21 protein-coding genes are annotated in these 25603 nt (G+C 65.0%); 14 read left to right on the top strand and 7 right to left on the bottom strand.

What is annotated here, in order from left to right; translation table 11 throughout:
• Positions 1-127 precede the first annotated feature (127 nt).
• The 4 genes from ABIB90_RS30290 to ABIB90_RS30275 all read left to right on the top strand — a co-directional run bounded on the left by ABIB90_RS30290 (position 128) and on the right by ABIB90_RS30275 (position 3714).
• Positions 128-1384 carry a GTP cyclohydrolase II gene (locus ABIB90_RS30290; protein WP_007596478.1) on the top strand — a complete coding sequence of 419 codons (1257 nt, stop codon included), beginning with the start codon at positions 128-130 and terminating at the stop codon, positions 1382-1384.
• Between the two features lie 7 nt (positions 1385-1391).
• On the top strand, positions 1392-2630 hold the full coding sequence (locus ABIB90_RS30285) for a URC4/urg3 family protein (RefSeq protein WP_354201915.1): 1239 nt from the start codon (positions 1392-1394) through the stop codon (positions 2628-2630).
• 162 nt (positions 2631-2792) lie between these two features.
• Positions 2793-3422, top strand: coding sequence for a uracil phosphoribosyltransferase (gene upp / locus ABIB90_RS30280; protein ID WP_219683054.1), 630 nt, complete (start codon positions 2793-2795; stop codon positions 3420-3422).
• Positions 3423-3501: 79 nt separating this feature from the next.
• On the top strand, positions 3502-3714 hold the full coding sequence (locus tag ABIB90_RS30275; protein WP_007596483.1) for a hypothetical protein: 213 nt from the start codon (positions 3502-3504) through the stop codon (positions 3712-3714).
• Between the two features lie 16 nt (positions 3715-3730).
• On the opposite strand, the gene ABIB90_RS30270 is transcribed toward ABIB90_RS30275, so the two are convergent.
• From ABIB90_RS30270 to ABIB90_RS30260, 3 genes are all read right to left on the bottom strand, one after another.
• Positions 3731-4222, bottom strand: coding sequence for a DUF305 domain-containing protein (locus tag ABIB90_RS30270; protein WP_007596484.1), 492 nt, complete (start codon positions 4220-4222; stop codon positions 3731-3733).
• 103 nt (positions 4223-4325) lie between these two features.
• Positions 4326-5435, bottom strand: coding sequence for a M48 family metallopeptidase (locus ABIB90_RS30265; RefSeq protein WP_354201914.1), 1110 nt, complete (start codon positions 5433-5435; stop codon positions 4326-4328).
• Between the two features lie 3 nt (positions 5436-5438).
• Positions 5439-6584 (bottom strand): YjgN family protein, encoded by a 1146-nt coding sequence (locus tag ABIB90_RS30260; RefSeq protein ID WP_502918245.1) that lies wholly within the window; start codon positions 6582-6584, stop codon positions 5439-5441.
• A gap of 372 nt (positions 6585-6956) precedes the next feature.
• Here ABIB90_RS30260 and ABIB90_RS30255 point away from each other — a divergent pair, with 372 nt between their 5' ends.
• Positions 6957-8222, top strand: coding sequence for a cytochrome P450 (locus ABIB90_RS30255; RefSeq protein WP_007596487.1), 1266 nt, complete (start codon positions 6957-6959; stop codon positions 8220-8222).
• Positions 8223-8401: 179 nt separating this feature from the next.
• Positions 8402-9676, top strand: a complete 1275-nt coding sequence (locus ABIB90_RS30250) for a cytochrome P450 (RefSeq protein WP_354201911.1) — start codon at positions 8402-8404, stop codon at positions 9674-9676.
• Positions 9677-9915: 239 nt separating this feature from the next.
• On the opposite strand, the gene ABIB90_RS30245 is transcribed toward ABIB90_RS30250, so the two are convergent.
• Positions 9916-10836 (bottom strand): LysR substrate-binding domain-containing protein, encoded by a 921-nt coding sequence (locus ABIB90_RS30245; protein ID WP_007596491.1) that lies wholly within the window; start codon positions 10834-10836, stop codon positions 9916-9918.
• Between the two features lie 125 nt (positions 10837-10961).
• Here ABIB90_RS30245 and ABIB90_RS30240 point away from each other — a divergent pair, with 125 nt between their 5' ends.
• The 4 genes from ABIB90_RS30240 (at position 10962) to mdlC (ending at position 15877) form a co-directional block, all read left to right on the top strand.
• Entirely contained in the window at positions 10962-12131 is a 1170-nt protein-coding gene (locus ABIB90_RS30240) for an acyl-CoA dehydrogenase family protein (protein ID WP_354201910.1), read from the top strand.
• 10 nt (positions 12132-12141) lie between these two features.
• Entirely contained in the window at positions 12142-13245 is a 1104-nt protein-coding gene (locus tag ABIB90_RS30235; protein ID WP_354201909.1) for a CaiB/BaiF CoA transferase family protein, read from the top strand.
• Positions 13246-13260: 15 nt separating this feature from the next.
• Positions 13261-14109 carry an HTD2 family dehydratase gene (locus ABIB90_RS30230; RefSeq protein ID WP_354201908.1) on the top strand — a complete coding sequence of 283 codons (849 nt, stop codon included), beginning with the start codon at positions 13261-13263 and terminating at the stop codon, positions 14107-14109.
• A gap of 145 nt (positions 14110-14254) precedes the next feature.
• On the top strand, positions 14255-15877 hold the full coding sequence (gene mdlC / locus ABIB90_RS30225) for a benzoylformate decarboxylase (protein WP_354201907.1): 1623 nt from the start codon (positions 14255-14257) through the stop codon (positions 15875-15877).
• Positions 15878-16050: 173 nt separating this feature from the next.
• On the opposite strand, the gene ABIB90_RS30220 is transcribed toward mdlC, so the two are convergent.
• Both ABIB90_RS30220 and trhA read right to left on the bottom strand, forming a co-directional pair.
• Positions 16051-16845 carry an SDR family oxidoreductase gene (locus tag ABIB90_RS30220; protein WP_354167842.1) on the bottom strand — a complete coding sequence of 265 codons (795 nt, stop codon included), beginning with the start codon at positions 16843-16845 and terminating at the stop codon, positions 16051-16053.
• A 54-nt stretch (positions 16846-16899) separates the two neighbouring features.
• Positions 16900-17595 (bottom strand): PAQR family membrane homeostasis protein TrhA, encoded by a 696-nt coding sequence (trhA, locus tag ABIB90_RS30215; RefSeq protein ID WP_354201906.1) that lies wholly within the window; start codon positions 17593-17595, stop codon positions 16900-16902.
• Between the two features lie 184 nt (positions 17596-17779).
• Between trhA and ABIB90_RS30210 the strand changes: the two genes are divergently transcribed.
• Together ABIB90_RS30210 and ABIB90_RS30205 are read left to right on the top strand one after the other, a co-directional pair.
• Positions 17780-19249 (top strand): YcjX family GTP-binding protein, encoded by a 1470-nt coding sequence (locus tag ABIB90_RS30210; protein WP_354201905.1) that lies wholly within the window; start codon positions 17780-17782, stop codon positions 19247-19249.
• Positions 19246-20274 (top strand): YcjF family protein, encoded by a 1029-nt coding sequence (locus ABIB90_RS30205; protein WP_354201904.1) that lies wholly within the window; start codon positions 19246-19248, stop codon positions 20272-20274. The genes ABIB90_RS30210 and ABIB90_RS30205 overlap by 4 nt, the downstream gene beginning before the upstream one ends.
• 194 nt (positions 20275-20468) lie before the next feature.
• Here ABIB90_RS30205 and ABIB90_RS30200 read toward each other — a convergent pair whose 3' ends face one another.
• Complete coding sequence (locus tag ABIB90_RS30200; RefSeq protein WP_354201968.1) at positions 20469-21998, bottom strand: glycosyltransferase family 39 protein; 1530 nt, start codon at positions 21996-21998, stop codon at positions 20469-20471.
• 334 nt (positions 21999-22332) lie between these two features.
• Here ABIB90_RS30200 and ABIB90_RS30195 point away from each other — a divergent pair, with 334 nt between their 5' ends.
• Positions 22333-24066 carry an adenylate/guanylate cyclase domain-containing protein gene (locus ABIB90_RS30195; RefSeq protein ID WP_354201903.1) on the top strand — a complete coding sequence of 578 codons (1734 nt, stop codon included), beginning with the start codon at positions 22333-22335 and terminating at the stop codon, positions 24064-24066.
• A 328-nt stretch (positions 24067-24394) separates the two neighbouring features.
• On the top strand, positions 24395-25594 hold the full coding sequence (gene sorA, locus ABIB90_RS30190; protein WP_007596517.1) for a SorA family sulfite dehydrogenase catalytic subunit: 1200 nt from the start codon (positions 24395-24397) through the stop codon (positions 25592-25594).
• Positions 25595-25603: the final 9 nt, after the last annotated feature.

The following is a 25603-nucleotide window of genomic DNA, read 5'->3' as shown; positions in this document are numbered from 1 at the left end:
CGATTAACTTGTCTGTCGTGGCTGGCCGCTACAATATGTTGGATTGCGTCGCCGGTGACCGCATCGGCAACGCCGCAGAGCCAGGCCCGTCCGAGCGGCGGGCCGTTGGCTTTTTGGGAGTTTGGTCATGAGCCGCGCGAACCGTACCGACCACATCCGCCTCACCTCCCATCCGGAGCCGGGCAGGACAGCCGCCTTCCCGATCCACTGGGGCGCAGCCGACGCGCGTATCCGCGGGCCGATCATCGGCACGGTATCGCGCGCCGCCGATCGCAACGTGATCGGCAGCCATGGCGGCTCCTATGCGATGTACCGCGCGCTCGCGGTGTCCGCCGGCGCGCTCGATCCGATTCGCAGGCCCGATCTCACCAACACCTTTCCGGCCGCGACCATCGGGCCGTTCGAGCAATGGCGCGATCCCGCAAAAATCGTCGCGCTCGATCCCTGGGGGCATCTCGTCGCCGAGAATTTCGGCAAGGACATTGCTGAGGGCATCGACATCAGGCCGAGCATCGCGGTAACGCGCGCGCGGCTCGACCTGCCGGAGATCCGCGAGGCGCTCGCCGCCAAGCGCCTGCGCGCCGACGGCGACGTCGTGCATGCCAATGGCAGTGTGTCGGTGGTGAAGATCGCGATCGATCCGGTCTGGTATCTGCCGGGCCTTGCGGAACGCTTTGCGACCAACGAGACCGAGCTGCGGCGCACGCTGTTCGAGCAGACCGCCGGCATGTTCCCCGAGCTGGTGACCCGGCCGGACATGAAGGTGTTCTTGCCGCCGATCGGGGGCACCACAGTGTACATGTTCGGCGATGTGACAAAGCTGCCGGACCATCGCACCAAGATCACCTGCCGGGTGCATGACGAGTGCAACGGCTCCGACGTGTTCGGCTCCGACATCTGCACCTGCCGTCCCTACCTCATCCACGGCATCGAGGAATCCGCCCGCGGCGCGCAGGAGGGCGGGCTCGGGCTCGTGATCTACAACCGCAAGGAAGGCCGCGCGCTCGGCGAGGTCACGAAATTCCTGGTCTACAATGCGCGCAAGCGCCAGGAGGACGGCGATGCGGCCGCCGCCTATTTCGAGCGCACCGAATGCGTCGCCGGCGTCCAGGATGCCCGCTTTCAGCAATTGATGCCCGATACCATCCACTGGCTGGGCCTGAAGCGCATCGACCGCTTCCTCTCGATGAGCGACATGAAGCACGACGCGCTGACATCGCAGGGCATCGACATCGTCGAGCGCGTGCCGATCCCGCCCGAGCTCATTCCCGCCGACGCCTATGTCGAGATCGCCGCGAAGAAGGCCGCCGGCTATTACTCCACCGACATCGCGCCGGAGAAGGACGTCGACGGCGTTGTCGGGCGTTCGCTGGAAAAATACTGATCGATTGATGGCAGACGCTTTGGAATTGCAGGCCCGTTCGCTGCTCAGCGCAGCAGCGGTTCGCACGCGTGCCGGGGAGATACTTGACATCGGCCTTGCCGGCGGACTCACCCATTTCACTGTTGATCTCGATCGCATGGACGGCGTTGCTGATGCCGTGCTCGCGGTGACGCGAAAGGCCTATCCGACGCTGGAGATTCCGTTCCATGCGCGGTGGCGCCATTTTGTGCTTGGCGGCGTCGACCGTTGGGCGCGGCTTGCAGACGCGGCGTCGTGGCCCGATCGCGCGGCGCGGGCGCACGCGGAGTTCGACCTTGCCATCGTCAGCGTGCTGCTCGATGCCGGCGCGGGTGCGGCGTGGCGATACCGCGACGCTGTGACGCGACAAGAGATCGGCCGGTCGGAGGGACTTGCGATTGCAAGTCTCGACATGTTCGCGAGCGGCCTTTTTTCCCGCGATGCCCGCGCACCGTTCAGGACCGATGCCGACGTGCTCGCGCAACTGCCGCTTGCCGCGCTTACATTAGCCTTTCAGGTGAGCGATGCCAATCCGCTGCTCGGGCTCGAGGGGCGGACCGACCTGCTGCGGCGTCTGGGCAAGCTGGTGGCGGAGCGCGCGGAGGTATTCGGCTCGCACGACACGCCGCGGCCGGGCGGGCTGTTCGATCACATCGCGGCACAGGCGAAGGGCGGCGCGGTTCCCGCACCCGCGATTCTCTCGGCGGTGCTGAACCAGCTCGGACCGATCTGGCCGTCGCGGCTGGAGCTTGCCGGAATTCCGCTCGGCGATTGTTGGCGCCATCCGGCGATCAAGGCCAGCGATGCCACCTCGGGTCTCGTGCCCTTGCACAAGCTGTCGCAATGGCTGAGCTATTCGCTGATCGAGCCGCTCCAGCGCGCCGGAATTGACGTCACCGACATCGACGGCCTGACCGGGCTTGCCGAGTATCGCAATGGCGGGCTGTTCGTCGATCACGAGGTGCTGCGCCTGCGCGACGCCGCCGATGCCGAACATGCGCATGCGGTGGATTCGCTGCTCGTCGTCGAGTGGCGCGCGCTGACCGTGGCGCTGCTCGACCGGCTTGCCGATCTGGTCCGCGCAAAACTCGGCCGCACCCCTGAGACATTGCCGCTCGCCAGCATTCTGGAAGGCGGCACCTGGGCCGCGGGCCGCGCCATCGCCTTCGCGCGCCGCCCCGATGGTTCGCCGCCGCTCAAGGTGATCAGCGACGGCACGGTTTTCTAAACCCTCTCCCCTTGTGGGAGAAGGTGGCTTCGCGAAAGCGAAGCCGGGTGAGGGGTTGTCTCCGCGGGCATATCTCTCACAGGAGTTCGCGGAAAGTACCCCTCATCCGGCGCTTCGCGCCACCTTCTCCCACAAGGGGAGAAGGAAGAAAGGCATCCCGTCATGCAAGGCGTCACGATCGTCGATCATCCGTTGGTGCAGCACAAGCTGACCCTGGTGCGGGACAAATCGATCTCGACCAAATCGTTTCGGGAGCTGATCAAGGAGATCGGCATGCTCCTGTGCTACGAGGTGACGCGTGACCTGCCGCTCGCCGATACCGTTATCGACACGCCGCTGGCGACGATGCATTCGGCCAAGATTGCCGGCAAGAAGCTGGTCTTCGTGCCGATGCTGCGGGCCGGCACGACCTTCGTCGACGGCATGATGGATTTGGTGCCGACCGCGCGCGTCGCGCATATCGGCCTCTACCGCGAGCCGCACAGCTTTGCCGCGGTCGAGTATTTCTTCAAATCGCCGTCCGATCTCGGCGAACGCCTGGCGATCGTGGTAACGCCGGTGGTTGCGACCGCCAATACGGCTGTGGCCGCAATCGACCGGCTGAAGGAGCGCGGCGCCAAGGACATTCGCCTCGCCTGCCTGATCGCCGCCCCCGAAGGGCTCGAACGGCTGCGCGGACTGCATCCGGACGTCCCGATCTGGACGGCTGCGGTCGACGAAGGTCTCGACGAGAACGGCTTTATCCTGCCGGGCCTCGGCGACGCCGGCGACCGCGCCTACGGGACGAGATAGGCGCCGGCCTGCAAACCGCGTCACGGTAGGAACAGCTTCGCCCGCGCAAGGTTTTTCCTGCTCTAGGATGGAGAGCACGATGACCTATCAGGATGACGACCGCAGAGTAGACAGAGCACGCCTCAACAGCCCGGTGGGCTGGGCGATCGGCGCGATCTTCGTGATCGCCGTCGTCGCGGCCGTCTTCTTCTACAATGGACGCGATGTCGGTCCCCAGACCACGACCACCAGCCCGAACAACGCGCCGAGCGTCACCACGGGCTCAACCAATCCGGCCGCCCCGGCAAAGTGATACGAGGGCCGCTCCGTCAGGTCGGCGGCCGCGGCGGCAGATCCTTCGCATCCGCGGGCGCGGGCTTCTCCTTGAGGTCGGCGATCAACCGTTCCATCTCGCCGATCTCCCGCACTTGGGCTTCGATGATGTCGTCGGCCAGCTTGCGGACGCGGGGATCCCTGATGTGCGCGCGCTCGCTGGTGAGAACCGCGATGGAATGATGCGGGATCATCGCCTCCATATAGGCGACGTCGGTCACGGTCTGCTGGCTTCGAACGAGCCAGAGCGAAACCGCAAACACGACGGCGCTGGCGGCCAGAATGGCGACGTTCGCCGTGCGGTTCCTGTACATGCCCCACATGAAAGCGAGCATCACGGCGGCCATGACGGCGCCCATCAGCAACGCCATCCACGTCCGGGTCTGGCTGTACCAGACGTGATCCAGAGCGAAGGTGTTGAGATACATCAGACCGAACATGATCACGGTGGAAGCCGCGATCATCGTGACGAAACGACCGTAAGCCATGAGGAACATTCCCGCTGTCTATCGGGGGATAACCACTCCCCGAGGGATCGTTCCTCGCCGATTCATGATTTGGCGCGGGGCCGACGCGTCGGCGGCAAGAGATTCAGATCTTGCCGCTGCCGCAGATCCCCTTCAGTGACCGCCACTCTGCATCCGTCAGCAGCGGCGGGCCGCTGGCGGGGCGATCCTCCTTCGTCATGCGCGCGAGCCGGTCCTCGGTCAGCGGATGGCTCGCCAGGATCGACGTGAGGCCGCCGCCTTCCTTGCCGGTGATGCGGAACATCAATTCGGCTGCGGGTTTCGGCGAACGGCCGAGCTTGTGCATGATCTCGATGGCAAACGTATCCGCAGCGGTCTCGGCTTCGCGTGAATAGGAAGCCTCGACCACGCTGCGCGAGGCGAAGATCACGGCGCTCGAGCCGGTGACGTCGCCGAACAACAGGCCGATCAGGAACGAGGTGCCGCCGTTGTAGATCAGGCCGCGCATGTTGTCGTAATGCTTGAGATGACCGAACTCGTGGGCGAGGATGCCGGCGAGTTCGTCCGGGCTTTCAGCCTTGTCGAGCAGGCCCTTCAGCACGAACACCTTGCCGCCCGGCAGCGCGAACGCGTTCGGCACCGGGGTCGGTAGCACGCCCGCGGTCATGGAATCGTCGTCGAGGCCGGCGGCATCGCGCAGCCGATTGACGAGTTTGACGAAGGCCGCCTTCCCCGCCGCATCCTCGCACGCATTGCGGCCGAAGATGGTCTTCACCTGAACCTCCGACGCATCGCCAATGCGCCGCTCGATCGGTTTCGGCACCAGCGGCGCGAGGCGGTCGGCAGCGAGCGGCACGCCGAACAGCACGACGCAGACGATGGAGACGGCGGCAGCCATCGACCAGCCGACGATTTTTGCGACGCCGCGGCGCGAAGTCTGGTGGTCGTCGAGCCGCATGCAGCGCGCGGTCACGTCTGAGGCGAGCAGAGCGTCGCGGATTTCCAGCCGCGCCAGCGGCGGCGCGGAAGCGCAGGCGAGCCGCAAAATGCCGGGCGGACTGTCGGCGCGACGGATGTCGGCATAGCCCCAGCGAACGGGCGTCGCACCCTCTTCGAGGATCTCGAGCGCGTCACTGAGCGTCAGCGCCACCTGCCGCCTGCGGCTCGACACGCCGTCGAAGAAGATCGTCGGCTTTGCGGACTGCGCCGGGGCTTCGGCGAATACGTCACTCACAGCTCAGAATCCCGCGACATCGAGTCCATCGGCAAAGCCTTCGCCGAGCGCGCTGGCAAGCTCGGCGCTGCCGCGCACATCCGCGGCTGCGGCGATGTTGTGCACATCGACCGTTTCCAGCACCTTGGCCCAGAGATCGCGCTGGAGATAGACCCGCATGACGATGTTGAGGGCCAGGGCGAGAGCGAGATAGCCGACGACCATCATCACCAGTGTCGGGATGCTCTTGGCGGCATTGCCGGGGCCCAACGCCTGCTCGACCGAAAGACCGCTCAGCTTGACGACGAGCATGGTGGCTCCGCCGATATAGGTGGCGAAGATGACCGAGAGCAGCATCCACCAGCCGATCACCTTCCAGTACAGGCCGTAAAATGCGTTGTGCGGAAGTTGCGAGGACACGCTGACATCGCCGATGCGGATACCGTCGAGCCACCAGCGCCACTCGCGCGCCTTGAACTCGGCATAGACGAACGGCGCGAGCGGAAAGATCACCATCGCGATCGGGCTCAGCAGCCACAGCCACCAGCCGCGCTTGAAGAACGTCCAGCCGTCAGCCGCGAAATCGCCGCGCAAATCGCCGTAATGGGTGTGCCGCATCTTGTAGCGTTCGAGCGACGCCTCGCGCCATGGCAATGCGAGCCCAAGCGTCAGAAACACCAGCAAGCCCCACAGCATGGCGCGGAACGAATAGGCCCAGCCCGATCCATCCATCCAGAATCGCACGCCGCGCCAGACCGTCCGCGTCAGGCGATAGCGCCGCGCGCGAAAGATCGCGAACTGGCCGAAAGCGTAGAAGCTGATGAACAGCGGCGTCGAGGCAAAGCCCTGCCAGCGCTCGAACTCGATGCCGACAAGGAAGTAAGCGAGGTAGATCGGCACCAGGATCGCGAGCGCGAACAGGAAGCCGACCAAGAGCTCCTTGGCCCGCCCGGTATATTCGGCGGCGTCGCCGTCGACCGCAGTGTTCGCCCACAGATGACGGCGGATGTCGGTGACGAGCCAGAACCGGTAGAAGCCAAAGGTGACGAGCTCGAGCAGGGCACCCTTGGTAACCAATTTGCGAAACTCGGTGCGGTTGCCGGTGAAATCGACCCCCGTGGGCGGCAGCGGCGGGGGTAAGGGTTCGGAGCCGATGGGCGTCCATTGCATATCGTTCACGGTGGCAACCTCGGGGTGCGGACCTGGTTCGATCAAACTATAGATCAGAGATTAGTCGATCCCCAAGATGGGCGGGTTCGATTTGGCTCGATTCCGGTCGATTTTTGGCGCGTTTCCGCAGCCGAGGGCGTGCGCGAGATCACGTTCGCGAATGTCCGGTAGCCCGGATGGAGCGAAGCGCAATCCGGGACGGTGGCAGTAGGGGCCCGAATCCCGGATTTCGCTTCGCTCCATCCGGGCTACTTCACACCCATGTGGCAAAACTCGCCCTTGCTCCGGCGCAGACAACCGGCTGTAATTGCAAATCAAATACCGCAGCGCAGAATTCAACGAGAACGCGCGGTTATGTCAGGGAGAGCGGTCATGCATGGGACCATCGAAAGCGCGGCGAAGCTCGACGCGTTGCGCGCACGCGCAACGTCACTGCCGCTGGAGCAGTTCGATCCGGGCGACCCCGAGCTGTTCAGGACCGATACGTTCTGGCCCTATTTCGATCGCCTGCGCCGCGAAGATCCCGTGCACTATTGCAAGGACTCGATGTTCGGGCCGTATTGGTCGGTGACGCGCTACAACGACATCATGGAGATCGAGACCAATCATTCGGTATTCTCCTCGGCCTCCTCGCTCGGCGGCATCACCATCCGCGACATCGATCCGGAACTGCGTCGCGAGAGCTTCATCTCGATGGACCCGCCGCGCCACGCGGCGCAGCGCAAGACCGTGGCGCCGATGTTCACGCCGACGCATCTGGACAATCTCGCGCTGAGCATCCGCAAGCGCTCGGCCGAGTGCCTGGACAATCTGCCGCGCGGCGAGGTGTTCGACTGGGTCGACCGCGTCTCGATCGAGCTCACCACGCAGATGCTCGCGGTGCTGTTCGACTTCCCCTGGGAGGACCGCCGCAAGCTGACGCGCTGGTCGGACATCGCGACCACCATTCCCGGACCCGACGGCCTCGTCGCCACCGAAGACGAGCGTCAGGCCGAGCTCACCGAATGCGCCGGCTATTTCGCGCGGCTGTGGAAGGAGCGCATCGAGCAGCCGCCGAAGAGCGACCTGTTGTCGATGATGGCGCATGGCGCCGCGACGCGCGACATGGACGCGAAAAACTTCCTCGGCAATCTCATCCTTCTGATCGTCGGCGGCAACGACACCACCCGCAACACCATGTCCGGCTCGCTTGACGCGCTGAGCCAGCATCCGGAGCAATATCGCAAGCTGCGCGAAAACCCCGTGCTGCTCGACAGCTTCGTGCCGGAAGTGATCCGCTGGCAGACGCCGCTGGCCCATATGCGGCGCACCGCGCTTGCGGACTTCGAGTTCCGCGGCAAGCAGATCAAGAAAGGTGACAAGGTCGTGATGTGGTACGTCTCGGGCAACCGCGACGCCGACGCGATCGAAAAGCCCTACGAATTCATCATTGACCGCGCGCGGCCGCGCACGCATCTCTCGTTCGGCTTCGGCATCCACCGCTGCGTCGGCTTGCGGCTTGCCGAACTCCAGCTCAAGATTATCTGGGAAGAGATCCTCAAGCGATTCGACCATATCGAGGTGGTCGGCGAACCCAAGCGGGTCTATTCGAGTTTCGTGAAGGGTCTCGAAACCTTGCCGGTGAAGATCGCGGCGTGAGATTACTCCCTCTCCCCGTTCTACGGGGAGAGGGTCGGGGTGAGGGGCTCTATCCGCGAGAAAAGTAGCCGCCAACTCGCGGAGAGTCCCCCTCACCCGGAATCCGCGCGGTGCGCGAATTCCGGCCTCTCCCCGCAAGCGGGGAGAGGCGAAGAAAGAGAAACACTGGAGCTACGACCATGAACATCCAAGCGCCGGTTCAAGTGGACAAGGCCGAACGCATGCGCAGGGCCCGCGAGGAGGCCTATGCGACGCCGCTGACGCAGTTCCACCCGGGCGCGCCCAGGCTGTTCCAGGATGACACCCTGTGGCCGTGGTTCGAGCGGCTGCGCAAGGAAGAGCCGGTGCATTACTGCACCAACGCGCCGATCGAGCCGTATTGGTCGGTGGTGAAGTACGACGACATCATGCATGTCGACACCAACCACGGCCTGTTCTCCTCTGACTCGACGCTCGGCGGCATCGGCATCCGCGACGTGCCGGAAGGTTATGACTGGCCGAGCTTCATCGCCATGGACCAGCCGCGTCATTCGTCGCAGCGCAAGACGGTGTCGCCGATGTTCACGCCGACTCATCTGGACGAACTGGCGAAACTGATCCGCCAGCGCTCGCAAACCGTGCTCGACAATCTGCCGCGCAACGAGACCTTCAATTTCGTCGAGCGCGTCTCGATCGAGCTGACGACGCAGATGCTGGCCACCCTGTTCGACTTCCCCTGGGAAGAACGGCGCAAGCTGACGCGCTGGTCAGATGTCGCGACCGCGCTACCCAAGAGCGGCATTGTTGCCTCGGCCGAAGAGCGACGCCGCGAGATGGACGAATGCTACGCCTACATGTCCAAGCTCTGGAACGAGCGCGTCAACTCCGCGCCGCGCAACGATTTGCTGTCGCTGATGGCGCACAACGACGCCACGCGGTTCATGGATCCCGACAATCTCATGGGCAACATCATCCTGCTCATCGTCGGCGGCAACGACACCACGCGCAACACCATGACCGGCTCGGTGCTGGCATTGAACGAGAACCCGGAGCAGTACGACAGGCTGCGCGCCAACCCGGAACTGATCGATTCCATGGTGCCCGAAGTGATCCGCTGGCAGACCCCGCTCGCGCATATGCGGCGCACCGCACTGCAGGACACTGAAGTTGGCGGCAGACACATCAAGAAGGGCGACCGCGTCGTGATGTGGTACGTCTCCGGCAACCGCGACGAGGAGATGTTCGAGAGGCCGAACGAATTCATCATCGACCGCCCGCGGCCGCGCACCCACCTCTCCTTCGGCTTCGGCATCCACCGCTGCGTCGGCATGCGCCTCGCCGAGCTCCAGCTCAAGATCGTCTGGGAAGAGATGCTGAAGCGTTTCGACCGCATCGAGGTGGTCGGCGAGCCCAAGCGGATCTATTCGAGCTTCATCAAGGGATACGAGTCGCTGCCGGTGAGGATTCCGGGGTAGGCTTCACTGTCCGTCATTGCGGCGCCTTCAACTCTATCCCCTCACCCTGAGGAGCCTGCAAAGCAGGCGTCTCGAAGGGCGAGGCCGAGAGCAGGGCCTGCATCCTTCGAGACGCGCGAAGACGCGCTCCTCAGGATGAGGATAAGCGCCTTCGCGCGGATATAAAATTCCGGCATGACAGCTCGCACAACATGCGATGGGTCGCATACGGCCTTCTGTCCTAAACCGCACCGGCACATCTAACTCAATTTGATGTCCCACACGCCGTCCTTGCGGCAGGCGGCGACCTCCTCGCGCAGGAGGGCGGTGACGGCAACCGAGGCCGTCGAGACCGGACGATCGATCGGAGAGGCGAATATGAGCTCGCGCGTCATCGGCTTCGAGACGACGGCCGTTTCCAGCCGCCCGTCCGCGACCTCGGCGTGGACCGACGAGGGCGGCAGCAGCGCGAAGCCGAGGCCTTCCTCGACGAGGCTCGTGAGCACGCGGAATGAATCCGCCTCGAGCTGGACGTTGAGCTTGATCTTGCGTTGCGCCGCCGCGTGCTCGATCAGCGCACGGAGACCGTGGGAATGACTGGGCAGCACCAGCCGTTGCCGCAGCAGCCAGCCGATATCGACGCTCTTCTTGCGCGCGAGGCCACAACCGCGCGGACCCACCGCGACGATGTTGTCGCGCCCCAAGCTCTCGACGTTGAGATGCAGATCGGCGGAGCGGCCGTAGAGGATGGCGAGATCCATCTCGCCGCGATGCAGCCATTCGACCAGATGGCCGCTGTAGCTCTCGACGATGCGCAGCGAAATGCCCGGGAATTTTTCGACGCAGCGCCGCGCGAAGCGCGCCGACAGCACGCAGCTCACGGTCGGGACCAGGCCGAGCACGACCTGGCCGGACGGCGGCCCCTTGGACGACTGGATATCGTCGCGGATCTGGTCGATCTGCCGCACGATGCCCGAGGTGCGCGCCAGCAACAGGCGGCCGGCATCCGTGAGCACCATGCCGCGGCCGTTGCGGGTGAACAATTCGGTGCGCAGCTCGTGTTCCAGGAGCTTGATCTGCCTGGAGAGCGCCGGCTGCGCCACACGCAACGTGTCGGACGCCTTGGAGAGGCTGCCGAGCTCCGCCACGCAACTGAAGGTCCTGAGCTGACGGAAATCCATGCTTGCCAATCCTGGAAGGCTACTCCATACGCTATAGCAAATGAGCATAGGGGGCTGGCATTGTTTTCACAACGCCAGAGGATCGGCCGGCGTTATCCTAACTGCCGCACATACGGGAAAACCCCATGAGTGAAGAACACCACACCGAAGATCACGCCGACATCCGCGAAGCCGTCGCAAAGCTCTGCGCGCAGTTTCCCGGCGAATACTGGCGCAAGCTCGACCGCGAGATGGCCTACCCCAAGGCCTTCGTCGACGCGCTGACCGAGGCCGGTTATCTCTCGGTGCTGATCCCCGAGGAATATGGCGGCGCGGGCTTGAAGCTTTCAGCGGCCGCCGCGATCCTCGAAGAGATCCAGCGCGCGGGCTGCAACGGCGGCGGCTGCCACGCCCAGATGTACACGATGGGCACCGTGCTGCGGCACGGCAATGACGAGCAGAAGGCAAAATATCTGCCGAAGGTCGCGAGCGGTGAATTGCGCCTGCAGGCCTTCGGCGTCACCGAGCCGACCAGCGGCACCGACACTACCTCGCTGAAGACTTTTGCGCGCAAGGACGGCAATGCCGGCTACATCGTCAACGGCCAGAAAATCTGGACCAGCCGCGCCGAACATTCGGACCTGATGCTCCTGCTGGCGCGGACCACGCCGAAGGACCAGGTCAAGAAGCGCACCGATGGCCTTTCGGTGTTCATCGTCGACATGCGCGAGGCCAAGAACAAGGGCCTCGAGATCCGCCCGATCCGCACCATGATGAACCACGCCACCACCGAAGTGTTCTTCACCGACATGAAGGTGCCGGCGGAGAATCTGATCGGCGAGGAGGGCAAGGGCTTTCGCTACATCCTCTCCGGCATGAATGCCGAGCGCATTTTGATCGCGGCCGAATGCGTCGGCGATGCCAAATGGTTCATCGTCAAGGCCACCAACTACGCCAAGGAGCGCAGCGTTTTCGGCCGGCCGATTGGCCAGAACCAAGGCATCCAGTTTCCGATCGCCAAGGCCTACGCCGCGATGCGCGCGGCCGAACTGATGGTGAAGGAAGCGACGCGCAAATACGAAGCCGGGCTCGACTGCGGCGCGGAGGCCAACATGGCAAAAATGCTCGCGGCCGATGCGTCCTGGGAAGCGGCCAACGCCTGCGTCCAGACCCATGGCGGCTTCGGATTTGCCGAGGAGTACGACGTCGAGCGCAAATTCCGCGAGACGCGGCTCTATCAGGTGGCGCCGATCTCGACCAACCTCGTGCTGTCCTTCATCGCCGAGCACGTCCTCGGCATGCCCCGCTCGTACTGAGGCAGCCATCATGGGAGCACTTGACGGGATCAGGGTGATTGCGGTCGAGCAGGCGGTGGCGGCGCCGTTCTGCTCGTCGCGGCTGGCGGATGCCGGCGCGGAAGTCATCAAGATCGAGCGGCCGGAAGGCGATTTCGCCCGCGGCTATGACGCGGCGGCCAAGGGGCAGAGCAGCTACTTTGTGTGGCTCAACCGCGGCAAGCAATCGGCCGTGGTCGATCTCGCCACCAAGGAAGGCTGCGCCGAACTGGAAAGACTGATCGCCAGCGCCGACGTGCTGATCCAGAACCTCAAGCCCGGCTCGATGGACAAGCTCGGCTTTTCGCGCGAGCGGCTGCTGAAGGATTATCCCAAACTGATCTCGTGCACGATCACCGGCTACGGCGACGACGGTCCCTACGCGCACCGCAAGGCCTATGATCTGCTGATCCAGGCCGAGAGCGGCCTTGCCTCGATCACAGGCAATCCCGACGGTGCCTCACGGGTCGGCATGTCGATCGTCGACGTCGCGACCGGCGCCACTGCGCATGCGGCAATCCTGGAGGCGCTGATCGGGCGCGGACGCACCGGCAAGGGCGCCGACATCCGCATCTCCATGTTCGACGTGATGGCGGACTGGTGCACCGTGCCGCTGCTCAACTCCGAAGCCGGCAATCCGCCCAAGCGCATGGGGCTCCGCCATCCCTCGATCGCGCCCTATGGCGTGTTCACGTCCAGTGACGGCAAGGACATTCTGATCTCGATCCAGAGCGAGCGCGAGTGGAAGACGCTTTGCGCGAAAGTGCTGGACCAGCCGGATCTGCCCGCCGATCCGCGCGTGGCCAACATGGTCGAGCGCGTGCGCAACCGCGACTTCACCGACAAGACGGTCGCGGATGCCTTCGGCAAGATGACACGCGACGAGCTGCTGAGGCGGCTCTCCGATGCCGATATCGCCTTTGCCGAGGTCAACACCATGGCCGACCTCACCAAGCATCCGCATCTGCGCCGCATCGAGGTCGACACGCCGCGGGGGCCTGTCAGCTATCCCGCGCCGGCGCCGATCATTGTCGGCGAGACGCGCAGCTATGGTGCGGTGCCGGGGATCGGCGAAAATCCCCAATCCAGGAAATAACAAGAGCGAGGCGTCATGACCGAGAAGCTCGACATCGATCATTTGCGGCAGTGGATCGGCCGCAGCGAAGAGGCCACCGACACCGTCACCGCGCAGCTCGTCAAGGGTCTGCGCGCGACGCTGTTCCAGGAGGTCGGCGCGCCCAAGCCGGGCGACGCGGCGCCGTTCACGGTGCATTGGTGCCTGGCGCAGCCGGTGTTTCCGATGTCGATGCTCGGGCCCGACGGCCACCCCACCCGCGGCGGCTTCCTGCCGCCGGTGCCGCTGCCGCGCCGGATGTGGGCCGGCGGCGAGATCGAATTTTTGCAGCCGCTGCGCGTCGGCGACGAATCGACGCGGACATCGCGCATTGCGGACGTGCAGGTGAAATCAGGCTCGACCGGCACGTTGTGCTTCGTCTCGGTCGAGCACAGCATCTCCTCGCCGCGCGGCATCGCCATCCGCGAGCGGCAGGACATCGTTTATCGCGAGATGACGACGACGTACGCGACGGCAAAGGCCCCGCCTCCGCCGCCCAAGGCGCAGCATCGCGAGACGCATGTGTCGGATCCCGTGCTGCTGTTTCGGTATTCCGCGCTGACCTTCAACGGCCACCGCATCCATTACGACCGCGACTACGTGACCAAGGTCGAGGGCTATCCGGGCCTGATCTTCCATGGGCCGTTGCAGGCCACGTTCATCATCGAGATGGCCGCGAAGCTGCGCGGCGGCAAGCCGCCGAAGAAGTTTATCTATCGCGGGGTGCAGCCGCTGTTCGAGGGCAGCGAGTTCTCCATCAACGCCAATGAGACCGAGGCGGGCATGGAGCTGTGGACGGCAAACGCGGAGGGGCAGCCGACGATGAAGGGGACCGCGGTGTGGTGATACACTGCTGCTTCCTCCTCGTCATTGCGAGCGTAGCGAAGCAATCCAGAGTCCCTCGGCGGTAACAGTCTGGATTGCTTCGTCGCAAGGGCTCCTCGCAATGACGGTGGGGCTGATAGCCGATAAACATCAGGGAACGGAAACCATGTCCAAAAACGGCAAGAGCGGCAGCAAATCCGTCACCGTCAAGCAGGCGACACTCGACCTGCTGCGCTCCTTCGGCATCAGACGCGTCTTCGGCAACCCCGGCTCGACCGAGCTGCCGTTCCTGAGCGACTGGCCCGACGACATCGACTATGTGCTGGCGCTTCAGGAGGCCTCCGCGGTCGGCATGGCCGATGGTTACGCGCAGGCCACACGCAATGCCGGCTTCGTCAATCTGCATTCGGCCGCCGGCGTCGGCAACGCACTCGGCAACATCTATACCGCGCATCGCAACCAGACCCCGCTGGTGATCACCGCGGGCCAGCAGGCGCGCTCGATCCTCCCGTTGCAGGCGTTCCTCTATGCGGAGCGTGCGTCCGAATTCCCGCGGCCTTATGTCAAGTACAGCGTGGAGCCGGCGCGGCCCGAGGACGTGCCGGCCGCGATCGCGCGCGCCTATTACACCGCGATGCAGCCGCCATGCGGGCCGACCTTCGTATCGATCCCGGTCGACGACTGGGCGCATGCCGCAGCTCCCATCGAAGCCCGCAAGGTCAGCCGCGAGATAGCGCCCGAGGCTGACGCGATGAAGGCGCTGGTCACCGCGCTCGGTTCGGCCAAGCACCCTGCCCTCGTCGTCGGCCCCGGCGTCGATCGCGCGGGCGCGGTCGATTTGATGGTGCGCGTCGCCGAGAAGGCCAGGGCCAGCGTCTGGGTCAGCCCGTTTTCGGCGCGCTGCTCGTTCCCGGAACGCCATCCCCAGTTCGCGGGCTTCCTGCATGCCTCGCCGGCGCAATTGTCGGACGCCCTGCGCGAGCACGATCTCGTCGTCGTGATCGGCGCGCCGGTGTTCACCTTCCATGTCGAAGGCCACGCCGCGATCTTCGACGGCGGCGCGACGATCTTCCAGATCACGGACGACCCGGATGCCGCAGCGGTGACGCCGGTCGGAACCAGCATCATCGCGACGATGAAGCCGGCGCTCACAATGCTGCTCGACCTCCTGCCGGAGAGCCAGCGAGCCGCACCGAAGGGGCGAACGCTGCCACCGGCCCCGCAGGCCGCCGATCCGCTGCCGGTCGAATTCCTGCTGCATTCCCTGTCGCAGGCGATGCCGGAGGGCGCGTCGCTGGTCGAGGAAATCCCCTCGCACCGGCCGGCGATGCAAAAGTTCATGCCGATGCGCGGCCAGGACAGTTTTTACACCATGGCCAGCGGCGGCCTCGGCTACTCGCTGCCGGCCGCGGTTGGCATGGCGCTCGGTAAACCAAAGAGCCGCACGGTGTGCCTGATCGGCGACGGCTCGGCGATGTATTCGATCCAGGCGCTGTGGACCGCCGCGCAGCGCAAGCTGCCGCTCACCATCGTCGTCATCAACAATTCCGGCTACGGCGCGATGCGCTCGTTCAGCCAGGTGATGCAGGTGAGGAACGTGCCGGGACTCGAACTGCCGGGGATCGATTTCGTCCGGCTCGCCGAGGGCCTGGGTTGCCATGCGGTGCGGGTGAGCAAGGCAGCCGAACTGGGCGAGGCGCTCAAGCGCGGAATGGCATTCGAAGGGACCAGCCTGGTGGAGGTCATCGTGGATTCGGCGGTGCCGGTGCTGTACGGGCAGAAGCATTAGCGGCGCACTACATTTCATGTGGTCGTCCTGGCGAAAGCCAGGACCCATTACCCCAGGGAGTAGTTTGGCCAAGACTTGTCGTTCGGTACTGCTACTACGGCAAGATCGGTAGACCTCGCGGTATGGGTCCTGGCTTTCGCCAGGACGACTCCGAAATTGTGGACCCGCCTTCCCTACGTCCCGAACTCGTCGCGCATCCTGGCCTGGATCTTGGCCATGCCGCCGATCCAGCGGTCGTAGTTCTCGGTCTTCTTGCGCATGTAGCCGAGCACCTGCGGGTGCGGCAGGATCAAGAACGTCTCCTGCTCGAGGCCGGCGAGCACGTCCTTGGCGACCTGCTCGGGCGAGAGGTCGCCGTCGCCGGATTGCGGGCCCTTGGGAATCGAACGCAGCATGTTGGTGTCGACGCCCTGCGGGCAGAGGATCGAGACGCGGATGTTGTGCGCCTTGTGCGAGATTGCGAGATTTTCGGCAAAGCCGACCGCGGCATGCTTGGTGGTGGAGTAAGCCGGACTGCCGACCTGCGACAGCAGTCCCGCGGCCGAGATCGTGTTGAGGAAATAGCCGCCGCCGCGCGCCTTCATGCGCGGGATCAGATGCCGCGCCGCATAGACATGCGCCATGACGTGGATCGCCCAGCTGCGCTGCCACGGCTCATCCGAGGCACCGCCGGCATTGACCGACATCGGGTCGAAACCGCCGCCGATGCCGGCATTGGAGCAGAATAATTCGATCGGGCCGAACTGCCGCTCGGTCTCCTCGATGACGTGGGAAATATCCTTTTCCTGCGCGACGTCGCATTTGAAGGCCGCGCCATCCACCATGGCGGCGACCGCCCGCGCGTTGTCCGCGTCCATGTCGGCGACGACGACCTTGGCCGCACCAGCCTTGTGAAACGCCTCGCACAGCGCCTTGCCGATGCCGTTGGCGCCGCCCGTGACGACCACGACCTTGCCGGTCACCTGCATGCGACGTCTCCTCTTGTCTTATACCGCTTCGCTATTCCGTTTCGCGGAGCTTGCTCAGCTCAACACGAGGTCGAGCACCGCGGTATAATGGCACGCCGCACCGGCCAAGACAAAGCCATGCCAGATCGCATTCTGGAAGCGCAGCCGCCGCCATGCATGGAAGACCACGCCAAAGCTGTAGAGCAATCCGCCCGCAACGATGAAGCCCAGCACAAGCGCAGGCAGCGCCTTGACCACGGAATCGTAGAGCATCACGCCGCTCCAGCCCATCGCGAGGTAGATGCCGACCGCGACGCGGTCGAACCGGCCGGGGTAGAGAAGTTTCAGCACGATGCCGAGGAGCGCCACGCACCAAACGCCGGCGAGCAGCACCAGCGCGAAGCCGCTGTCCTTCACCTCCAGGATGAACGGCGTGTAGGTCGCCGCGATCAGGAGGTAGATCGCCGAATGGTCGAATCGCCGCAACAGCCATTTGGCCGGCGAGATCGGCCACAGATTATAGGTCGCCGACAACACCAGCATCGAGAGCAGGCCGGCGACGTAGATCGAGACCCCGACGACGTCGGTTGCGTCGGCATAGAGCACCGTCAGTACCACCAGCACGGTCGCGGCGACGATGCCGCAGAGCACGCCGATCGCGTGGATCACGCCGTCGGCGATCAGCTCGGCGCGGTCGTAATGCCAGCCGATCGCGTCGGCGGCTGCGTGGACGGAGGAGGATGCGAGCTGTTTCAGTTGGAAGACGGTCATGGCAATCCGCAAAGTGAGACAATACCCTCTTGTATGGGTGTTTCGGGATCGGCGCGTCGTTCAAACGGCTGATTTGCCGACAAAGACGGTGGAAGTATGAAGCTTGATTTTCCTCAGGCAGTTGCCACTTTTGTGACTAGTCCTTTTTGCGTATCCGCCCCCGCCCGGGATTCCCAACGTTCATATGGCATTTAGTTTCCAGGATATGCTCGAGGAGGCGCGCCTGTCGGCTCGGGCGCTGATGGACTACGGCGAGCATTTCTTCAATCCGACGGTACGATTGGGGGTTACCGGCCTGTCGCGGGCCGGCAAGACCGTGTTCATCACCGCGCTGATCCACGGCCTCACCCGTGGCGGGCGGTTTCCGGTGTTCGAGGCCTATTCATCCGGGCGGATCGCGCGGGCGCATCTGGCGCCGCAGCCGGACGACGCGGTGCCGCGCTTTGCCTATGAGAGCCATCTGCGCGCGCTGATCGAGGAGCGGCGCTGGCCGAGCTCGACTGTCGACATCAGCGAACTCAGGCTCGTCATCGACTACCAGCGCCCGAACGGCGCCGACCGCACGCTGACGCTCGACATCGTCGACTATCCCGGCGAGTGGCTGCTCGATCTGCCGCTGCTTCAGAAGAGCTTTGAGCAATGGTCGGCCGAAAGCCTGGCGTTGTCGCGCGAGGCGCCGCGCGTCCATCTTGCCGCGGATTGGCACGCGCATCTCGCAACGCTCAAGCCCGAAGCGCGCGAGGATGAACAGGCGACGCTGACGGCCGCGAAGCTCTTCAGGGGCTATTTGCAAGGCTGCCGCGACGAGCGGTTTGCGATGAGCCTGCTGCCGCCCGGCCGCTTCCTGATGCCGGGCAATCTCGCCGACACACCGGCGCTGACCTTTGCGCCGCTCGACGTACCCGCGGGCGGCCAGGCGCCGGAGGGATCGCTGTGGGCCATGATGGTGCGGCGGTATGAGGCCTACAAGGACGTCGTGGTGCGGCCATTCTTCCGGGATCATTTTGCCCGGCTCGATCGCCAGATCGTGCTGGCCGATGCGCTCGCCGCGTTCAATGCCGGCCCCGAAGCGCTGCACGATCTCGAAGCCGCACTCGCGGGCATTCTCGACTGCTTCAACATCGGCCGCAGCACGTTCCTCAGCGGCCTGTTTCGGCCGCGGATCGACCGCGTGCTGTTCGCGGCGACCAAGGCGGATCACCTGCATCATTCCAGCCATGACCGGCTCGAGGCCGTGTTGCGCCGCGCCGTCACCCGCGCGGTTGCGCGCGCGGAAACTACCGGCGCGGAGATCGACGTCGTCGCGCTCGCCGCCGTCCGCGCCACGCGCGAGGCGCAGGTCGCGCATGGCCGTGACAAATTGCCGTCGATCCTGGGAACGCCGGCCGCGGGCGAAAGCGCCGGCGGCGAGTTCTTCGACGGCAACACCGAGGTCGCGGCTTTTCCGGGCGATCTGCCGCTGGATCCCGAACCCCTGTTCAACGGCACCGACGCATTCCGCGGGCTCTCGACCGAGGCCGCCGGCAAGAGCGATTTTCGCTTTCTGCGTTTCCGTCCGCCAAAGCTCGAACGCGAGGGGGCCGACCAGCCGGCGCTGCCTCACATCCGCCTCGACCGTGCCTTGCAGTTCCTGATCGGAGACAAATTGTCATGAACGACCGATCAAAGCCACGGCGGCCGGCGACGTTCCGGCTCGACGACCCCGGCGTCGTCGTCACCGAGGCCGACGAGGCGACCCGGCTCGGCCGCACCACCATCCAGATCACGCCGGAGCCCGATCCGGCGAATTTGCCGGTGCCGATCGCAGCGACGCTTCCGGCGCGGCGCGGCTTTCCCTGGGGCGCGCTGTTCTGGTCCGGCGTCGCCGGGCTGACCCTGCTCGGCGTCGGGCTCGGCGTCGTCCGTCTGATCGAGGATCTGTTTGCGCGCAGCGACAGCCTCGGCTTTGTCGGACTGGCGCTTGCCTTCGTCACTGCGCTTGCGCTCGCGGTGGTGACCGGACGCGAGGCGTTCGGGCTGGCGCGGTTGGCAACGATCGAAAAGCTGCATCAGCGTGCAGCCGCTGTTCTTGCCAGCGACGACCGCAAGGAGAGCCGTATCATCGTGCAGGATCTGCTCAAGATCGCGCACCAGAACCCGCAGCTCGCGCGCGCCCGCGCCGCGCTGGAAAGCCATGCCGGCGAGATCATCGACGGCGCCGACATGATCCGGCTCGCCGAGCGCGAATTGATGTCGCCGCTGGACATTGAGGCGCGGCGGCTGGTGTCGTCAGCCGCGCAAAAGGTCTCGATCGTGACAGCGGTTTCGCCCCGCGCGCTGATCGACGTGTTGTTCGTGTTCGTGGCCTCGCTGAGATTGATCCGCCAGCTCGCTTTTCTCTACGGCGGCCGTCCCGGCGCACTCGGCATGATCCGCCTGCTCCGCCACGTCGTCGCCCATCTCGCCATCACCGGCGGCATGGCGGCGAGCGACAGCCTGGTGCAGCAGATGCTCGGCCACGGCATTGCGGCGAAGCTGTCGCAGCGGCTGGGCGAAGGCATGCTGAATGGATTGCTGACGGCGCGGCTGGGCCTCGCCGCGATCGACGTCACACGGCCGCTGCCGTTCGCGGCACTGCCGCCGCCGAAGCTGTCGGATCTCGCGACGGATCTGCTGCGGAAGAAGGATGAGGAGGAGTAGCGCCTCTGTTAGTGCGAGGCGACTGCTGTTCCCTTTCCCCCTGCGGGAGAGGGTGGCTCGCCGCAGAGCGGCGAGACGGGTGAGGGGTTTTCTCCGCACGCGACCCACTTGCATTTCGACTCGTTGACGCAACCCCTCATCCGGCGCTTCGCGCCACCTTCTCCCGCAAGGGGAGAAGGAAGAAGGCCGCCTCGCTAGGCGAGCGTACGCCGCTCGAACTCTCCCGCCAGCACGCGCCATTGGAACAGCGGCGAGTCCTTCGGTGGCGACAGCTCCGGGGTCCAGCCTGACAGCTTCTCCACCACGTAATTGTCCATCACAAGACCGCGCCAGCGGCGTTCGACTTGACCGAGCGGCTCGCGCTTGGCGGGGATGTTCTCCCACAGCGACGAGCGGTTGTCTGGCTCGCGCCCGACATAGATGCCGGCGTGGCCTCTGATCCGATCCATGCCGGGATCGCGAAAATCCTGGAAGCGGCCGCGCTCGTTGATTTCGATCACGGGCACACGGCCCCTGAACAGCCAGCGCATCATGGCATAGGTGCGGTAGTCCGTGGTGGCGATCCAAGTCGCGCCGGTCTCGTCCAATGCAGCCTGTGCGCGCGCGGCAACCTGCTCGTAGCCGGACTCGGCACCGATCGGATCGATCTTGCCGAGCAAATTCCAGGGCGCGGCGATGTAATAGAGGAACACGATCACGACGAAAGCGATGCCCGAGACCACGGCTGTGCTGGCCCAGAACTGCGCCGATCTGATCATCCGCGCCGATCTTCCTTCACGCGACAGCATGGTAAGATTGACAGCCGCGGCGGCAAACCCGACCGGCCACATAAACATCGGCCAGGTGTCGCCGACGCGGAGGGTCAGGGATTTCGTCAGAAAATAAAGAAACGGCACCAGGACCGCGGTCGACAGCAGAATCGCGACCGGCTCGCGCGTGCGATAGCCGCGCCACGCCGTCAGCACCACTCCTGTCAGCACCACCGGCAGCATGACGAAGCCGACCAGTCCGAATTGCAGGCCGATGTAATCGCCGAGGGTGCGGAGCGAGATGCCATAGCTGGTGGTGGCGCGCACGCCCTGGAAGCGGATCGCGGCCCAGTCGTGCTGCACGTTCCAGATCAGGACGGGCGAGAACACTGCGATTGCGATCAGGACCGCGAGATACGGATAGGGGCTGCGCAACCAGCGCCAGCGCCAATCCGGCACCAGCAGAAAGGCGGCAACCGCCGGCGCGAACATGATCACGGTGAATTTCGACAGCATCGCCAGCCCGGCGAACAGGCCGGCCGCAAGCCACCAGCGGCCGTCGCCGCCCTGCGCAAGCCGCACCAGGGACCACATCATCGCCACCGCAAACGGGATCATGGCGACATCGGGCGCGACCTTGGCCATCAGCAGGCCGTAATAGAGCGCGGCCTCCGGCATCAGCACCGCGAGCAGGACGGCACGCATGTCGTGGGTGAGGCGGCGGACGATATCGGCGAGCAGGAGCTGCGTCACCAGCATGGCGACAATACCGCCGAAGCGCACACCGAGCGTGGTGTCGCCCAAGATCGCGGTGCCGAACCGGATCAGCCAGGCGATGCCGGGGGGATGATCCAGGAAGCTGAGCGCCGTCTCGTGCGACCAGGTCCAGTAATAGGCCTCGTCCGTGCGCAGCTCGATGGCCGAGGCGTAGACGATGCGCAGCAGCGTCATCGCCGCGAAGATCGCCGCGGCCATGACGAGCGGCCGGCGCGCCGCGCCGGCGGGGGGCTTCGTGATGTCAGGAGCTGTCGTCACGGCGGCGCTTTTCGCCAACCTGGGAGGGGGAGTCAATGTTGGGGGTGGATCGGCCTGTTGCGCTGTCGCGATCCCAGCCCCGACGAGGAGACTGTAGGGTGGGCAAAGCGAAGCGTGCCCACCATAAGTGCCGATTGGTGGGCACGGCGCCAAGGCGCCTTTGCCCACCCTACGATTTCGTCACCCTACCGCGGATGTGATCCCGCAAGCTGTCCACCCCCGGAATTAAACGCGGCGCTGGCTGTTCTCCTTCATGAACTGATACAACAGAATCATGGCCGCAACCGCATCCTCACGATTTTCCGAGCTTTCCCGCGCCGTCAGCTTGCGCCAGGTGCGGCTGGTTTGCGGCGTGATCCTGTTCGCCTATGTCATCAGCCATTTCCTCAACCATGCGCTCGGCAACATCTCGGTCGATGCCATGGAGATCGGGGTCTACTACCACACGCTGTTCTGGCAGTTCCTGCCGGTTGCGATCACGTTCTACACGGCGGCGCTCACGCATATGGGGCTCGGCATCTACGCGTTGTATCAGCGCCGGCAGTTCCGCTGGCGGACGGTCGAGCCGCTGCAGCTCGCGCTGGGCTTGAGCATCCCCGCGCTGGTCATGGCGCATGTGATCGGGGTGCGGCTCGGCCAGACGCTTTACGGACACCAAAAACTCTATCCGCAGGAACTCTATCTGTTCTTCGTCGCGTCGAACCGTATCTGGACCATGACGGTCCTGCTTCTCATCGCCTGGGTGCACGGCTGCATCGGCATCTATTTCTGGCTTCGCCTCAAACCGTTCTTCACGCGCGCGGCCCCCTATCTGCTCGCGGCTGCTGTGCTGATCCCGACGCTGTCGCTGCTGGGTGTCTACCAAGGTGGCCGCAGCGTCGAGGTCGAGGCCGACGACGGGGAATGGCGGACGCACAATCTCACGCGCAGCCAGGTCGGCACGACGGCCGAGGCAGCGACGCTCGACCGCATCACCGGTGGCCTCACCGCCGGTTATCTCGGACTGCTCGCTTTGGCGCTGCTGGCGCGCGGCGTGCGCGCCCTGCGCGAACGGCGCGGCGGCATGATCGCGCTGTCCTACGGCAACGGCAAGACAGTGCGGGTGCCAAAAGGCCTCTCCGTGCTGGAAGCGAGCCTGCGCCACAATGTGCCGCATGCCAGCGTCTGCGGCGGCCGCGCCCGCTGCTCGACCTGCCGCATCCGCATCATCGGCGATCATGGCGCCCTGCCCGAGCCGTCGCAGCGCGAGGCGTTCGTGCTCACCCGTGTCGGCACCAGTGACCCCTCGATCAGACTCGCCTGCCAGCTGCGGCCGACGTCGGATCTCTCCTTCTTCCAGCTCTTCACCGCGCATACCCTGTCGGCGAACACACAGGCCTCGACGCCCGCCAGAATCGGCCAGGAGCGCTATCTCGTCAGTCTGTTCGTGGACATGCGCGGCTCGACGCAGCTGGCCGAGAAGCGGCTGCCGTTCGACACCGTGTTCATCGTCAACCGCTTTCTCGGCGCCGTCTCGCAGGCCGTGATCGAGAATGGCGGCCAGCCGAACCAATTCGTGGGCGACGGCATGCTGGCACTGTTCGGACTGAGCGCCGATCCGCAAGAGGCTTGCCGGCAGGCGCTGAAGGCCGCCGCCGGCATCGCCAGGCAAATCGACGAGCTCAACGAGCTCCTGAGCCATGATCTGCGCCAGCCGATCCGCTTCGGCATCGGCATCCACGGCGGCGAAGTCATCATCGGCGACATCGGCTATCGCGATCACATCGTCTTCACAGCGCTGGGCGATGCCGTCAACGTCGCAGCCCGCCTCCAGGACATGACCAAGACGCTGGCCTGCGAAGCGATCGTCTCAGAGGAAGTCCGCCGCACCGCCGGCCTTGCCGACGATGCGCTGCCGCAGCAGGAGGTCGCGATCCGCGGCCGCGACGAACCCATGGCCGTGCGCGTCGTCGCGGACGCCAGGGAGCTGTCGGCGCTCGTTGACCACGGCGAACGCGTCGCGGCGTGAGGCAGCCACGAAGGCGGTGCTCTCCCTCTCCCGCTTGCGGGAGAGGGTTGGGGAGAGGGTGTCTCCGCAATCGAGAATCCCCCAGAGGAGAGAACCCTCACCCGCGCCTTCGGCGCGACCTCTCCCGCAAGCGGGCGAGGTGCACCGAGCCTGCGTCGAGATCGAGTTATCCAACGAAAAACATCGCGGCGTAACACCGGCTTGCTGCAACGCAACGGCATGGGCCTGCTGCGAAAGCACGAATTGACTTCAACTGAGTCGTTGCGACACATGAGTGCGAGATTGCGGTGATGACCGCCATCAACGAAAAGCTCCGGGAGGAGACCACATGTTCGATCGACGCGACCTGCTCAAAGGAGCGGGCCTTGCCGCTGCTGTGACTGCACTGAACCCGACCAAGGCGCTGGCACTCGACACCGTCACCCTGCCCTTCGCCAATGGCGAACGTCCCTTGGTAAAATATCCGCAGAAGCGGCCGATGATCGGCCTGACCAGCCGCCCGCCGCAGCTCGAGACGCCGTTCGCGGTCTTCAACGACGGCCCGATCACCCCGAATAACGCGTTCTTCGTGCGCTATCACCTTTCCGACCTGCCCTACAGTCTCGACCCCGACAAGTTCACGCTCGAGGTCAAGGGCAAGGTCGACAAGGCGCTCAAGCTGTCGCTGAAGGACATAAGGAAGATGAAGGCGACCGAGATCGTCGCCGTCAACCAGTGCTCCGGCAACAGCCGCGGCTTCCTGGATCCGCGCGTGGCCGGCGGCCAGCTCGCCAACGGCGCGATGGGCAATGCGCGATGGCGCGGCGTGCCGCTGAAGGCCGTGCTGGCGATGGCGGGCGTGCAGAGCGGCGCCAAGCAGGTCACCTTCAACGGCATGGACGGTCCGGTCAGCGACAAGACGCCCGATTTCGTCAAGGCGCTCGATATCGATCACGCCAGCGACGGCGAGGTGATGCTGGCCTATGGCATGAACGGCGAGGACCTGCCGTTCCTCAACGGCTTTCCGCTGCGTCTGATCGTGCCCGGCTATTTCGGCACCTATTGGGTCAAGCACCTCAACGAGATCACCGTCGTCGACAATGTCTATGACGGCTTCTGGATGAAGTCGGCCTATCGCATTCCGGACACCCCGAACAATGCGGTCGAGCCGGGCACCGCGCCGAAGGCGACGATCCCGATCAACCGCTTCACGATCCGTTCCTTCATCACCAGCGTCCCCGACGGCGCCAAGCTGAAAGCAGGCGGCACGACGCTGCGCGGCATCGCCTTCGACGGCGGCAAGGGTATCAAGGAGGTCGCGGTCTCCACCGACGGTGGCAAGACCTGGACCAACGCCAAGCTCGGCAAGGACCTTGGCAAATACTCGTTCCGTGAATGGACGCTGCCGGTGAAGCTCGCGGCGGGCTCTCACGAGCTCAAGGTGCGCGCCACCGGCAATGGCGGCGAAACCCAGCCGGATACGCCGCGCTGGAATCCGGCGGGTTACTTGCGCAACGTCGTCGAAACCGTCCGCGTCACCGTGGCTTGAGGGGAATGA

It is taken from the genome of Bradyrhizobium sp. JR4.1 (genome assembly GCF_040548605.1).
GTDB classification, from domain to species: domain Bacteria; phylum Pseudomonadota; class Alphaproteobacteria; order Rhizobiales; family Xanthobacteraceae; genus Bradyrhizobium; species Bradyrhizobium canariense.
The sequence above is the reverse complement of the archived record's forward strand: the minus strand, read 5'-3'. Positions and strand labels throughout refer to the sequence as shown.